Here is a 12,033-nt window from a genome sequence, read left to right on the forward strand (position 1 = left end):
GCAGACATCCATTTTCTTGCTGCAAACTATAGATCACGGTTGCATAAGGAGTATTGGCACTTCCTGTCGCCAGCATTCGACAGGACTAGTCGCTAGAATCGATTAGAATACGCAGTAGGGACGCAGGGGGACACATGACACGCTGGCTTATTCTCGTAGGGGGCGTCGCCACTCTGTTAGTAGGGGGACTCTGGTTCTGGCTCTTCGAGGGCTCGCAACTCGGCGAGTTGACGAGCCATGAGGTCGAGAGTTTTGCTATCTACTTTGGCGGGATCATGACGCCATTCATTGCTTTTCTATCTCTGGTGGCCTTCCTGCGCACACTTCATCAGCAACAGGAGCAGATCGAGGAACTGAGAAGACAAGCTCGCAAGAGCGAGCTTCGCCGTATGATCGAGCAGGTCGATCATGACTTCGAAAGCCACATGAAGAGCATCGTTATTGACGCTCCCCAGCTAGGCGATAATATCACGGCTCATGAGATCATCAGCAATATACTCATCCCAAAGTGGCACTGGGAAAGAGTGCTGCTTGAGAAATGGGAATTGGAGAAAGATGCTGTTGAAAATGTTCAAGAGCCCGATATGCATTTGATCTGGCTATTTCATGGCTTTGGCGTAGGTGCCGGCCACCTGAATCAACTCAGACTTTACGTCAAAGAGCACGACGACATCGTGAGCAACAACATGATGACCAAATACTACGCACGAAAGCACAACGTGGCCTTTGAGCGCTTCAAGGAGCGAGGCTGGTTAACCGAGACCCTGTGATGACAATGGATCAAGGCGTGATGTAGATGTGGGGTGATACGTGTAAAAGCCACGATGGAGGCTCTGCATGTTAAACCGCTCTATTAAAAGTGAACGAGATTGGAGGCATGTATGCCGGACTTTATTGATCGAATGAAAAAACTGTTCTCTGGAGGTTCTGCTAAGCGAAGCGAAGAAGATACAGCGGGAATTGCTGGAAACAAACCTTTAAGCATGGATGAAGCATATGGAAAAACTTTGGACGACTTTCGCGAGCTGGAAATAATCAAGACTCTGGGTTGGATGCACAGTGAGTGCTTGGCTGGGCGAGCATCAGATAGCGAGATTCGTGACTTTGTTCTAGGAATTTACAGGACACGCTACATGACGGCAGGTTATGGAAAGCAACTCTTTCTTAGCCAAGGTGGCGAACTGGATGAGGCGATTGAATTATCTGATGAACTATCTGATTGCAGCCCAATAGCACAAATGTCTTTAGATGCAATATTTCAGTTTTCTAATATCTCCGGCGACCCATTTGATGTTATCAAACCTGAAGCTGAAGAATTACTTAAGGCGGGAGGCATGATGGTTAACCTTATGATTACTGGCAAGCCTGAGATCGCCAAAATCGTATGGAGAGATGGCGCTAAGGGCGTGTTTCACTCCCCATGAGCACCGCTCTATTCAGGATGCCAACACCAGCAAGCGGTAGAAACTGTTTACGACATGACCGTGCACAAAGCCCAAGGCTCGGAATTTATCTAAACCGCCCTGCTACTGCCGGATGCCCCCAACCCGATACACTCGTGAATTGATCTACACCGGCATCACCCGGGCTCGGCACTGGTTGACGCTGGTGGAGAGTGGGCGCGGGATACTGCAGGACGCCGTGCAACGAAGCGTCGTCAGGGTGAGTGGATTGGGAATTAGTGAGTGAACATGTGTGGATTGGGTACAGGAGATCGACCACAGGTACAGAGGAGAGGGACCAGAAGTGGGCGTACGGAGAGCTCGCGTCATACGCCCGCAGTAATCACGGCTTTGTAACGGAACCGTAGGCGCAACGGAAAAAGCGTGACAATCGTGGGCCAATTTAACCCCGGATCTTTCGGACCAACAACGGATAGACGGGACCAGAAAATGCACCGATTATGGCTCCCTTTATCAGCGGACTTAGATCAGCGAATCCCGGAATTAAAGTAGTCGAAAAAAAGCAACCAATATGCCGATTACTGCTGCGACAATTATTGAGAGAATGAGCACTTTCTTATCAAATATGAGGATTATCCTAACCTTCATCTTCAGCTCTTAACCCCACGGATATATTTCCTTAGCACGACACATTTCAATCACATTTTCCTAACCATGAATGGCCGTGATCGGTCAGAAACGGCCACTTGGCATTGAGATTTTCAGGCGGGTACTGCTCTTGGCAGTATAGCAGACGGTCACGACACTCTGGTTCTTCTGCGGCATAACGCCAGCCAGCATGCACGTCTACGGAAAAGAGGAGAAGCCGCAATCGGGTAGCCGTCGCCGTGCCTGGCCTTGTTATGTGCATTTAGCAAGTTTCAGTGCTTCTTCAGGAGTGACAATGTTACGAATGCCATACTGCACAAGGTTCTGTGCCTTTTTGTGGAAATTCTTATCGCGTGTAATAAGGTAATCTGTTTTGTGGAATCCGTGAGCCCATGCCACAAGAACATCGCACATTTGGTTACGCCATTTGCTATTAGCCGCTGGCTCAGTCGGAGGCTCATGCTGAATGCTTGGAAAAAGAATATCTTTGATTCCGTATACTTGCCTTTCTAATTCTTCTCCTGACCAGAGCATGTGATTCCAATAGCCGAGATCCCAAATGCCAATTGGGTATAGCTCACGAGCGCCTGTAAGTCCTGCTCGTTCCAGCTTGGCTTCAAACTCAGCATAGTCTCGCGAAGCTTGGCCGGTGGGCTGATTTTCCGATGCGCTGACAGAGACCACAGCAAGTTCTATCACCCCAGAGTGCCAAAAGCGCTTGATCTCCTCCAGGTGGGCTGTTGCTGGACGATTCTCTTCCAGGTCGATAATACAGTTTGAATCTAGGGTGAAACTCTTCATAGCACATAACACCGAAGCTCAGTTGCCGACCGAAGCGCGGCAGCACTTTGGGCGGTCAACTGCAGCGATTCGTTAGATTAACTATCGCTGCTGATTCCAGACTCAGTAAAACCGCACTCTGAGCATTTGTAAACGCGACGCATGCCACCCAGGTCGCCGAAGATCCTATCTGGCTCGCTACTTTCGACATAGTACGTTCGCTTCCGACAGCGAGGGCATGGATCGCCGTCTTCGGACTCAGCCTCGCGTAGCTTAGCTTCTAAATCGGTGATTTTAGTTCGAAGTTCAATATTCTCTTCTTGCAGATCCAAAGCAGACTGCCTTAGCTGCATAATTTTCTCTTGGGCTTCGATGGTTGAGCCGACTTTAACGAGTTCTATGATTTCCTTGTAATTTGGCAGAGCCATATCTCCCCCTTATATCTAACGCCCTGGCTTTGCGGCGTGCCGGAGCGCCAGCGTAGGCGCTTCCGACAACAGCCACTGGTTAGGGCATTGGTGGTCAATCACTGGCACGATTCCAAAACTGAGCAGCGATATCCTTGTGGCCCAATACGTAATCGTCAACACAATACCAGCGGCCACTAACAATCAGGGGAACATCGAAGATGATAACTTTGGCTTGAGCCATAATCTCAGACGCATCTCCCCACTTGAGACCAAAATCAGCTGGATTATAAAGACGCCTCTCGCCTTCCAAGGAGGTAACCTGATAGTGAGCGACCATTCTGTCTCTCGCATTCTGGACACGTTCAGCGAGGCTGCTCTTACATAACCGCTCATAGCCTTCACGGACGGCTTTTAGCCGTTGATCAAAGTCGTCGGAAGCCAGCTCTCTGTGCTCGGCATTAATACTAGTCTCAATCACGCGTTTAGCTTCTTCGTCTAGATCATCATTTAGATGATTGATTTCTAAAGGCTTGCAGTAAGCTTCTCTCAGAAGCCCCACTAATCGCTCATCTTCAAGCATCTTACACACGTTATACAGGCTTGCTGTTTTGGCATAGTTATCGAATAAGAGGGAGTTCATGGCCGATAGCACGCTCATATAGAGCGACATCCTCAGTGCTTCTAGCCCGTGGGCAGCAAGGCTATTATCCCAGTGCTTAATGATTGATTCATCAGACACAATAGGCTCCATCAGAGCCCTTTCTTGGTCAGCCATGAAGTACTTTCCGACAATGGCTTCTGCCAAATGCTCAATCTTTTTCTTCTGCTGACTGATAGTCATTGGGGATGCCCTAACAGGTGTTAATTATCCAGCTCATTTATCAACTTGAACGCGCTGGCGCGTTCAACAATGTTATTCTGCACGCAATCTCCCCCTAACTCACTGAAATATCTAATTATTAAGTATAGATAACACCGATCATTTTGCCGGCTCCCTGTCCCCGCATGTCGGCTTTCGCCACACAGACTTGCTTATGGCCCTCGCAATAGCGCCAAAACATCGTCGGGGATGAAGCGTTCGTTCTGAACGTGTTCACGGAGAGCCGTCGTGACACCGTGCAGGTGCGTTGCAATACGGGAGGCTGAGGTGACCATGGGCATGGCAATCCCTTGCATACGATCTGTGCATTTATATGTCTTATGTTAAGAAAGGTTAGTACTTTTTCCTGGCCTATGCCATGCGCTGGATCAACGGAATGTAGCGAGAGATATCAACTCCATGTCATCCGGCAGGTTTGCGGAAAATTGAGCCGATCCGAAGCGTACTGCGCGTCGCCTTCCCCAGCGGCGACCAGAGCAAGCCCATCACATGGGTACTGCCCAGCCGCCTGCAAGCGGTGGAAACCCTCTACACCATATCGGTCCGCAAATCCCGGGGCTCGGAATTTATCCACACCACCTTGCTACTGCCGGTTGCCTCAAATGGGTGTGCGGATCTCCTCCACTGCTGTTGACAATTCTGCAAGACGCAGGGCAACGGAGTGTCGTCAAGGTTTGTTCAAACGCCCACACGATCGAGGATGAGCAGTAACATTCGTGTCAGACGATCAGTTCGTCTTTGTCCTAGGCATCGGATAGCATTCTTTCAAGGGTACCGGGACCGTGCACAATGACTTCGCATCCGTCAGGGAACACCTCCGAAAGGTAACCGGGCGAGGTACTAATAACGGCACTTAGAGTCAGTCAAATGACCATGGCAAATCTCTTACATAAGATATAGGGAATATCTTATAAAGTAAGATGATATAATTCATCTTAGTGTCCTCCTGCAGTCGCATTATACGTTTGCACTTTAGCCTTCAAGGGAATGAAACATGCATGACATTGCTATCATCGGATTTGGAGCAACTGGAGTCAGTTTCCTTTACCAGTTACATTCGCATATTCACGAACAAGACATAAAGATTGTCAAGGTCGCCATTATTTCCCCTAAAGAGAGTTTTTCCTCAGGACTGGCTTTTGGACAGGCGGAAAGTCTTCATAAAGTTAATACTCCACCAGAGTTAATGGGAATCGACCCAGAAGATCCGAACGGCTTTTCTTCCTGGTTGCGAAAACACAACCAAAACTTTGAAAGATACCCTCCCCGACTAACCTATGCGGATTATCTTAGGCATATCTACCATTCAATGCATGGTGACGACAAAATTAAAATTTCTGAATATCACAGCTTAGCCTCCGATATCGATTTCGCTCAAGGGGCTCAAAGGGTCACATTAAATAATGGCCAAGTAGTTAATGCCAAGAAAACTGTATTAACGCTAGGATCACTAACAGCTCCAACATTCAGTACCAATGATGGCTATCATGCCATCCCTCCCAAAGCCATCCCTCGGTTAGGAACGCCGGAAACCGCTCTCGTAGCTGGAACAGGGCTGACTGCTGTGGATTGCGTCAAATCTCTCGCTAACGCTGGTTGTCGGAGCATTCACTTGTTCTCGCGGAATGGGTTGGTACCCACGGTCATTTCTCGATCAATTGAATATTCACCTGAGCACTTCACTTGGCAAAAACTGAAAAAAGCCTTGAACCAACATGAGCGCGGCGAACGACTGCCAAGTGTCATCAAACTACTTCGCATGGAGATCGGAAGGATGCGCAGCCCGGAAGTCTTTCGTGCCAGCGAACTTCTCAATCAGGGTAATGTGTGTGGATATTGGGACTATCTTTTGGGTCGAGCAGACCAAGGAGACTTGCCGTTTCAGGATACTCTCTGTTCAACACGTTACTATGCTCACAAGATCTGGAAAAAGCTGGGGGATAATGAGAAACTTGATTTCCAGTATAACTTTGGTGCATTTTGGTCTTGCTGGCGCCATCCAATACCTGCCGAAGTCATTCGTGAGCTCAACGAATATACCCGTTGTGGCCGACTCCATATCCATTGTCCCGTATCGTCAATCAAATGGCGAGACGGGCACTACATTCTCGAAACCAAAAATACAATGGTACGTAGCAACGTACTGATTGATGGCACGGGTGGTTCCTTCAGCATCAGAGCAACACGATCACTATTGCTACAAAATATGCTGGCCAAGGGACTGTGTCAGCCTCACCCTTGCGGCGGATTGCGTATCGATAACCTTACCTACGCTGTCTTGAATGATATAGGTAAAACTGGAATTTATTGCCTCGGACCGCTGGTTAAGGGTGAACTTTTTTCGACCAATGCTTTTTGGTTTAATGCCAGTTGCGCCTCCAAACTAGCGCATTTATTTGCCATTAAGTTACGCATGAAATCTTATAAGGAGGCATGCGATTAATGTCGATATTCTTGCCATTTATCTATATGATTATCGGGCTTGTTATTGGAAAGTTCCTTCCCGATATTAGGAGCGGACTTTCCAGACTCCTTATGAAAATCCTCATCCCCTACGTTATTGCCTACAACCTTATAACATACCGGGAAGGGATGGTTATTTTTGCCGCATTAAGCATCGTATTTTGCATCCTGCTATTTTCTATTAGTTATACATTTTCGCGAAACAAATTGACTGCATTGTCTTTCAGCTATCTCAACGTTGGGTGGTTGGGTTTACCTTTGGCAGTTGCCATCTTCGGAGACATGGCTAGTCGAGTCATCATTGCAGCTTATATCGGCAGCTCAATCTTCGGCAACATTGCCTGTGTTGCGGCCATGCAGGAACACGGTAACTGGCGGGTCATGATGAACAAGACCCTGACCTCTCCCCCGGTATTGGCGGTGGTTGCTGGTGTAGTTTTGCGAATTTTGCCACTAGACCTGGCAGGATCTCCCGAATTAAAGATTGGTTATGATTTGGCCAAACACTTAATGTCAATCGTCGGCATGTGTATCTTGGGCATCTGGCTCTACAGTTCACGTATCACGACAGCCAGTATCAAGACATCGATACCATTGGCATTCATGCGGCTTGTCTCTGGAGGGATCATCGTTTGCTTGTTCGTACTGATCGCTAATATCTTAAGGATAGAGGTGGTGATAGAGAATGCCCCTGTGCTGTTTATCCTCCCCCTGCTGCCGCCAGCAGCGAATATTGTGGTACTGGAGACATACTATCGTGGTACCGGCCATTCGGCGTCGATGATTGCCAGTGGCACCCTGATTTCGTTGGCCCTGCTCTTTCTATACGCCTCAGCTTTGCTGACGTTATGAACCTATCATCCTCATGAGTGGTCACATACAAACATCTGTGGAGGGTGACCGCGGGATTCTTCAGGATGCAATGCAACACGCGTCGTCACGGTGAGCGGGTTGAGAATCAGTGGGTGAACAGGCGTGGATTGCATTGCAATGCCATCAGGACCAAAATAATACCAATTATTGGTATTAATCAGGTGGCGCCATGCAAAAGAACACCAGCATCACGCTAGGCCAACATTTTGATGCGTTCATTGCAGAACAGCTCCAAAATGGCCGATACAGCTCAACCAGCGAGGTCGTTCGTGCAGGATTGCGCCTGCTTGAAGAGTCCGAAACCCGCCTGATCACACTTCGCAAACTGCTCAAGGAAGGCGAGGATAGTGGTTTTGAAGACTACGACTATGACGCGTTTATTCGTGAACTGGACAACGAAGGGCGCTGATGCCGAATGTCAAGCTTTCCAGGAAGGCTAAAGCTGACCTCAAATCTATTGCACTATACACGGAGCGTAAATGGGGTCGGGAGCAGCGAAACCACTACATTCTTCAGTTCGACCAATGCTTCCACCTCTTGGGTGAAAACCCTGACCTGGGGCAAGCCTGCGATGAGATAAGCCCAGGCTACCGACAGTACCCTCAGGGAAGACACATAATATTTTATCGTCCAGCCACGGAAGGCGTTGTTGAAATTATCCGTATCCTACACAAACGCATGTTGCCTGAGGGGCATCTACGTTAGGGCATAAACTAGCGGTGACCGGCACCGAAGCGGAGCAGCCCGCAAGGGATATGGTGTCCGGTTGACCGCCTGGTTAAGGGCCCGTTCACCCGTTGTTCTGTTTTAGCACCCGATACCGAATGCCGACTCCCTGATACTACTTTGCACCAACAGGACCCATGGCGCCACGAACCAGAATACTGAATGTGCGGGTTTACCCGGAGGACTCGCCGGATGGCATGATTGGGTGTCTGTCCACCAACCGACACACGGCTTCGCTTCCTACCGGCTGGTTTTCCGGCGGTCCATCGCCGCGGCAATGTCCTCTTCGTGCTCTTCGCCCCAGCCGCAAAGCGGCTCCATGGCCCGCACCAGACTCGTCCCGAAGGGCGTCAGCGAGTAGTCGACGCGCAGCGGTATCTCCCCATGGTCGGTTCGCCGGACGATGCCGTCGGACTCCAGCTCCTTCAACTGCTGGATCAGCATTTTGTCGCTCACGCCCCGGACGCTTCGCTTGAGCTCGCCGTAACGCGTCGGCCCCTTGTTTAAAAAGAACAAAATCAAAGGCTTCCACTTCCCGGAGATCACATGCAGCGTCGCATGCAGACCGCAAATGAAACGTGGGGTTTCTGAGTTTTCTTTCGCCATAACAGGCACTTACCAAAAGGTGCATACTTGAACATTTGTAAGTGGCTTATATATCGTGAAAGCGTATCGAGTCAACACATACGGAGACCCAACCATGAGTCGGCTACACGGTAAAATCGCATTGATCACAGGCGGAGCCAGCGGCATCGGCCTGGCCTCGGCCCGACGCCTTATCGAAGAAGGTGCCTTCGTCTTCATTACCGGGCGGCGCCGGGACGTCCTCGACAACGCGGCTGAGGCACTGGGAGCCAACGCCCGGAGCGTCCAGGCGGATGTGACGAAGCCGCAGGATCTCGATCGCGTCTTCGAAACGATCCAGAAAGAAAAAGGCCACCTGGACGTCCTGGTGGCCAACGCGGGCGTCGGCGAATTCGCCGGCCTGGGACAGATCACCGAGGCGCACTACGACTACATCTTCGACATCAACGTCAAAGGCACCCTCTTCACCGTCCAGAAGGCCCTGCCCCTGATGAAGAACGGCGGCTCCATCATCCTCACCGGGTCCACGGTAGGCAGCATGGGCACCCCGGCGATGAGCATCTACAGCGCCTCCAAGGCGGCCGTCCGAAACCTGGTGCGCAGTTGGGCCCATGATCTCAGGGGCACAGGCATTCGCGTGAACGTCATGTCTCCAGGCCCGACCCAAACAGACAAGCTGATGGAACTGCTGCCATCCGAAGCCCTGAGCGAGATGAAACGGACCGTACCGCTTGAGCGTCTGGGCGATCCCAAGGAAACCGCGGGCGCGGTAGCGTTCCTGGCATCCGACGACAGCACCTTTATGACGGGGAGCGAAGTGTTCGTTGACGGGGGCTACGCACAGGTTTAGAGGTTAACCGGGGAACGGGGGGATAATTGGGACAGGGTAACGTTTTCCTGTCTCAATTATTCTTCAAACATCAAACCAGAGAGCCAATCACCAGAACAGCTCTTGGGCGCTACCAATGAGCAAAGGGTTACGCCGGCCAGTTGATATATGAAGCTCTGTTCCCGACGGAAAGAGAGATCGTTTAGGCAGCGTATTACTGTTTGCCACTTTCAGGTGTTCTCCGGAAATTTAATGCCGGCAACACCCGGCCATTTTTGTGTAGGCGAAGCCGAAGCAAAAATGGCTCGGGTACTTGCCTTTGTTAAGCCCTGAACTGGTAGAGGAAAACACCTCTGTATCCTCCATTCAGCTGCGGAGCCTGGTAAAAGTCATTGGCTCTTTCAGTGAACACGAACCCCGCTTTAACCAGGGCCGCTTGAGCGGCGACGTTCTCTACGTCCGTGAAAGAGCTGATGCTTGTTGCCTGACCTGCCGAAAGCAGGTGCTTTGCAGCAAGTTCCAATGCTTCTGCTGCGTACCCTCGACCTCTGTATGGTACTCCGATACCGAAATGAACAGCCATTGACTCATCACCCCTGGTAACGGTTATCAGCCCTACAGCGGTACCATCTGTGATTGCCTCTATCACCCATATACACTTGCCAGTTAGCGCCAGACTCTGTGAGGTTGAAAGCTTCCGGAGCATTCGTTCAGTTTGCTCGATATCAATGTGTGGCAGCCTCGCAAGGTATTTTGCTGATTCAAGGTCGCCAGTATAGCTTTCGAAGATTGAGGCGATATCCTCGGGCCTGTGATGCCGTAGTCCTAGCCTTTTTGAAGCAGCGATCATATCTGGAAGCTTAACGCCCGCCATCACCGGTGACAAAACCGGCGCGAAGCAGAGGTTTTGGCATCCGGTGCATGGCCTGGTTACACCTCACTTTGGTCAGTGAAGCTGACTAAAAACTTCCGGGTGTTGCTCAGCAATGCGCAGAAGCGCAACCGCAGGACCCTGCGGCTCGCGCCGACCCTGTTCCCAATCCTGAAGGGTTCGCACACTCACGCCCATAAGTCCGGCAAATGCTGACTGCGACATGTGTAATTTCAGCCTGATCTCTTTGGGCGGTGAAGGTTCTGACAGCTCATGCGTTCGTAGAGCCAATTTACCCTTCTTGAACTGCTTGATTTCATTGATACCGTCAAGAATCTCTGCCCCAAGGTTCCTGTCACCCATTTTTGATTGCCTCCGCTATCTGCTTGAGCGTATGGCCAGGAATGCTGGCGCGCTCTGATTTACTGTACAGCGTGAGCATCCATATCTCGTGGTCAGACTTCTTCCAGTAATAAATTGCTCTGATGCCACCGCTCTTTCCCGAATCCGCTGGTGCCCATCGAACCTTGCGAACACCACCCGATCCCTTGATCCAATCTCCGGCATCCGGCTTCTGCAAAAGGTAGGTTTGAAGCCCGCGGTATTCCTCATCCGTGAGGTAGTTCGGCAATAGCTTGGTGAACGTTGAGGTTTCGATGAATAGCATCGCCAAAATATACGGCGTTGCCGTACAACCGTCAAGGCCGGATCAGTGAGGTGTAACGCCAATATTAAGCGTCGCCCGACTAGGGCGTCCGGTGGACAACCGCCAGGCCGGGAACGAACTTGAATGACTGGTTAGTTGCTGATGACGATGGAAGCAGCTCGAACCAGTTGCACCAAACCGTATACAAACGTTGCGAACCCACCGATACCCCAAAGCCAACCGAGCCCATTGAGTAGTGGGTTGTTCTTGTCGGCTACCTCAGTTTTTACGTGAAGCAGAAAAGCCTGGCCAACCATATGGATCTTCAGCGTCACGAACAGAATGATTGCAGCCAGCAGGCAATACCAACCTGTCGTAGCAATGCTGGAGGCAGCTTCCGGCACTACGCCTGATTTCTTAGCGGAAACCATGACACTTATTGAAACTAACAGGGCACCACCGGCTATCAAAAACACTGCGTTCGCGAGGGAGTCACCCCTGGCGCGAATTCGCTCCCATTCTTCGTGGTTTTGTTCCAATGAATCCATTAACTCTCCAAACAACTAACTGTTCAGCATTTCTTCGCCGTGCAGAGCATGGCGGATAAATGCCTGTTGGACTAAGCCGCCCATCAGGCTGCGATACCACAGCTTCTATAGGGTATTGTATTGACCGAAGCGTGCCCTGGGGCATCCGGTCGCGAGGGTACAGGCCTTTGATGTCGCGTTTGGGCCGTGAGATTGGCCATGTTTTCACCCCTTTCCGAACCCAATTTAACCCAACCTAGCGCGTCTATTGGTCAAAATCCAACATCAGGACGAGCGTTGCCACGACCCGCAAGCGGGCCGACTCGTCGAGTCCGTTGTGTGAATAGAGCGTCAGGTCATGTTCGATAACGTTGGGTCCTGTGGTTGTCTAG

16 protein-coding genes and 1 pseudogene are annotated in these 12,033 nt (G+C 50.5%); 8 read left to right on the forward strand and 9 right to left on the reverse strand.

Annotation, left to right across the window (positions count from 1 at the left end; all coding sequences use genetic code 11):
* The first annotated feature begins 134 nt into the window (after positions 1 to 134).
* From BLW01_RS03280 to BLW01_RS03290, 3 genes and pseudogenes are all read left to right on the forward strand, one after another.
* Positions 135 to 770 (forward strand): hypothetical protein, encoded by a 636-nt coding sequence (locus BLW01_RS03280; RefSeq protein WP_092568039.1) that lies wholly within the window; start codon positions 135 to 137, stop codon positions 768 to 770.
* Between the two features lie 111 nt (positions 771 to 881).
* Positions 882 to 1,424 (forward strand): hypothetical protein, encoded by a 543-nt coding sequence (locus tag BLW01_RS03285; protein WP_092568040.1) that lies wholly within the window; start codon positions 882 to 884, stop codon positions 1,422 to 1,424.
* Positions 1,425 to 1,454: 30 nt separating this feature from the next.
* A pseudogene (locus BLW01_RS03290) lies at positions 1,455 to 1,689 on the forward strand (ATP-binding domain-containing protein); the annotation flags it as partial.
* Between the two features lie 614 nt (positions 1,690 to 2,303).
* On the opposite strand, the gene BLW01_RS03295 reads toward BLW01_RS03290, so the two are convergent.
* The 3 genes from BLW01_RS03295 to BLW01_RS03305 form a co-directional block, all read right to left on the reverse strand.
* The gene (locus BLW01_RS03295) at positions 2,304 to 2,852 is read right to left on the reverse strand and encodes a hypothetical protein (protein WP_092568041.1); all 549 of its coding nucleotides are present in this window, start codon (positions 2,850 to 2,852) and stop codon (positions 2,304 to 2,306) included.
* 77 nt (positions 2,853 to 2,929) lie between these two features.
* A complete protein-coding gene (locus BLW01_RS03300; protein WP_092568042.1) occupies positions 2,930 to 3,259 on the reverse strand; it encodes a hypothetical protein in 330 nt (109 codons plus the stop codon).
* A gap of 94 nt (positions 3,260 to 3,353) precedes the next feature.
* On the reverse strand, positions 3,354 to 4,082 hold the full coding sequence (locus BLW01_RS03305; RefSeq protein WP_092568043.1) for an AbiU2 domain-containing protein: 729 nt from the start codon (positions 4,080 to 4,082) through the stop codon (positions 3,354 to 3,356).
* A 1,033-nt stretch (positions 4,083 to 5,115) separates the two neighbouring features.
* On the opposite strand from BLW01_RS03305, the gene BLW01_RS03310 reads away from it, so the two are divergent.
* Together BLW01_RS03310 and BLW01_RS03315 are read left to right on the forward strand one after the other, a co-directional pair.
* On the forward strand, positions 5,116 to 6,564 hold the full coding sequence (locus BLW01_RS03310; protein WP_092568044.1) for an FAD/NAD(P)-binding protein: 1,449 nt from the start codon (positions 5,116 to 5,118) through the stop codon (positions 6,562 to 6,564).
* Complete coding sequence (locus tag BLW01_RS03315) at positions 6,564 to 7,436, forward strand: AEC family transporter (protein WP_092568045.1); 873 nt, start codon at positions 6,564 to 6,566, stop codon at positions 7,434 to 7,436. The genes BLW01_RS03310 and BLW01_RS03315 overlap by 1 nt, the downstream gene beginning before the upstream one ends.
* Before the next feature lie 11 nt (positions 7,437 to 7,447).
* Here BLW01_RS03315 and BLW01_RS18945 read toward each other — a convergent pair whose 3' ends face one another.
* The gene (locus BLW01_RS18945) at positions 7,448 to 7,618 is read right to left on the reverse strand and encodes a hypothetical protein (RefSeq protein ID WP_139243905.1); all 171 of its coding nucleotides are present in this window, start codon (positions 7,616 to 7,618) and stop codon (positions 7,448 to 7,450) included.
* Between the two features lie 8 nt (positions 7,619 to 7,626).
* On the opposite strand from BLW01_RS18945, the gene BLW01_RS03320 reads away from it, so the two are divergent.
* Both BLW01_RS03320 and BLW01_RS03325 read left to right on the forward strand, forming a co-directional pair.
* The gene (locus BLW01_RS03320; protein ID WP_092568046.1) at positions 7,627 to 7,866 is read left to right on the forward strand and encodes a type II toxin-antitoxin system ParD family antitoxin; all 240 of its coding nucleotides are present in this window, start codon (positions 7,627 to 7,629) and stop codon (positions 7,864 to 7,866) included.
* Positions 7,866 to 8,162 carry a type II toxin-antitoxin system RelE/ParE family toxin gene (locus BLW01_RS03325; RefSeq protein ID WP_092568047.1) on the forward strand — a complete coding sequence of 99 codons (297 nt, stop codon included), beginning with the start codon at positions 7,866 to 7,868 and terminating at the stop codon, positions 8,160 to 8,162. Before BLW01_RS03320 ends, BLW01_RS03325 begins: the two co-directional genes overlap by 1 nt.
* 261 nt (positions 8,163 to 8,423) lie before the next feature.
* Here BLW01_RS03325 and BLW01_RS03330 read toward each other — a convergent pair whose 3' ends face one another.
* Entirely contained in the window at positions 8,424 to 8,789 is a 366-nt protein-coding gene (locus BLW01_RS03330; protein ID WP_092568048.1) for a winged helix-turn-helix transcriptional regulator, read from the reverse strand.
* 94 nt (positions 8,790 to 8,883) lie between these two features.
* Between BLW01_RS03330 and BLW01_RS03335 the strand changes: the two genes are divergently transcribed.
* A complete protein-coding gene (locus BLW01_RS03335; protein WP_092568049.1) occupies positions 8,884 to 9,618 on the forward strand; it encodes an SDR family NAD(P)-dependent oxidoreductase in 735 nt (244 codons plus the stop codon).
* A gap of 301 nt (positions 9,619 to 9,919) precedes the next feature.
* On the opposite strand, the gene BLW01_RS03340 is transcribed toward BLW01_RS03335, so the two are convergent.
* The 4 genes from BLW01_RS03340 to BLW01_RS03355 form a co-directional block, all read right to left on the reverse strand.
* Positions 9,920 to 10,471, reverse strand: a complete 552-nt coding sequence (locus tag BLW01_RS03340; protein WP_092568050.1) for a GNAT family N-acetyltransferase — start codon at positions 10,469 to 10,471, stop codon at positions 9,920 to 9,922.
* A 72-nt stretch (positions 10,472 to 10,543) separates the two neighbouring features.
* Complete coding sequence (locus BLW01_RS03345) at positions 10,544 to 10,831, reverse strand: helix-turn-helix domain-containing protein (protein WP_091641542.1); 288 nt, start codon at positions 10,829 to 10,831, stop codon at positions 10,544 to 10,546.
* Positions 10,824 to 11,135: a type II toxin-antitoxin system RelE/ParE family toxin gene (locus tag BLW01_RS03350; RefSeq protein ID WP_092568051.1), complete on the reverse strand. Its 312-nt coding sequence runs from the start codon at positions 11,133 to 11,135 to the stop codon at positions 10,824 to 10,826. The genes BLW01_RS03345 and BLW01_RS03350 overlap by 8 nt, the downstream gene beginning before the upstream one ends.
* A 131-nt stretch (positions 11,136 to 11,266) precedes the next feature.
* Positions 11,267 to 11,662 carry a hypothetical protein gene (locus tag BLW01_RS03355; protein ID WP_092568052.1) on the reverse strand — a complete coding sequence of 132 codons (396 nt, stop codon included), beginning with the start codon at positions 11,660 to 11,662 and terminating at the stop codon, positions 11,267 to 11,269.
* Positions 11,663 to 12,033: the final 371 nt, after the last annotated feature.

This window comes from Aidingimonas halophila (assembly GCF_900106955.1).
Classification (GTDB): domain Bacteria; phylum Pseudomonadota; class Gammaproteobacteria; order Pseudomonadales; family Halomonadaceae; genus Aidingimonas; species Aidingimonas halophila.

Excerpts from the sequence above, each read along its gene's own strand:
- BLW01_RS03310 (WP_092568044.1), top strand. The coding sequence starts at position 5,116 with ATGCATGACATTGCTATCATCGGATTTGGAGCAACTGGAGTCAGTTTC.
- BLW01_RS03340 (WP_092568050.1), bottom strand. The coding sequence starts at position 10,471 with ATGGCGGGCGTTAAGCTTCCAGATATGATCGCTGCTTCAAAAAGGCTA.
- BLW01_RS03345 (WP_091641542.1), bottom strand. The coding sequence starts at position 10,831 with ATGGGTGACAGGAACCTTGGGGCAGAGATTCTTGACGGTATCAATGAA.
- BLW01_RS03350 (WP_092568051.1), bottom strand. The coding sequence starts at position 11,135 with ATGCTATTCATCGAAACCTCAACGTTCACCAAGCTATTGCCGAACTAC.
- BLW01_RS03300 (WP_092568042.1), bottom strand. The coding sequence starts at position 3,259 with ATGGCTCTGCCAAATTACAAGGAAATCATAGAACTCGTTAAAGTCGGC.
- BLW01_RS03320 (WP_092568046.1), top strand. The coding sequence starts at position 7,627 with ATGCAAAAGAACACCAGCATCACGCTAGGCCAACATTTTGATGCGTTC.
- BLW01_RS03335 (WP_092568049.1), top strand. The coding sequence starts at position 8,884 with ATGAGTCGGCTACACGGTAAAATCGCATTGATCACAGGCGGAGCCAGC.
- BLW01_RS03325 (WP_092568047.1), top strand. The coding sequence starts at position 7,866 with ATGCCGAATGTCAAGCTTTCCAGGAAGGCTAAAGCTGACCTCAAATCT.
- BLW01_RS03305 (WP_092568043.1), bottom strand. The coding sequence starts at position 4,082 with ATGACTATCAGTCAGCAGAAGAAAAAGATTGAGCATTTGGCAGAAGCC.
- BLW01_RS03355 (WP_092568052.1), bottom strand. The coding sequence starts at position 11,662 with ATGGATTCATTGGAACAAAACCACGAAGAATGGGAGCGAATTCGCGCC.
- BLW01_RS03295 (WP_092568041.1), bottom strand. The coding sequence starts at position 2,852 with ATGAAGAGTTTCACCCTAGATTCAAACTGTATTATCGACCTGGAAGAG.
- BLW01_RS03280 (WP_092568039.1), top strand. The coding sequence starts at position 135 with ATGACACGCTGGCTTATTCTCGTAGGGGGCGTCGCCACTCTGTTAGTA.
- BLW01_RS03330 (WP_092568048.1), bottom strand. The coding sequence starts at position 8,789 with ATGGCGAAAGAAAACTCAGAAACCCCACGTTTCATTTGCGGTCTGCAT.
- BLW01_RS03315 (WP_092568045.1), top strand. The coding sequence starts at position 6,564 with ATGTCGATATTCTTGCCATTTATCTATATGATTATCGGGCTTGTTATT.
- BLW01_RS03285 (WP_092568040.1), top strand. The coding sequence starts at position 882 with ATGCCGGACTTTATTGATCGAATGAAAAAACTGTTCTCTGGAGGTTCT.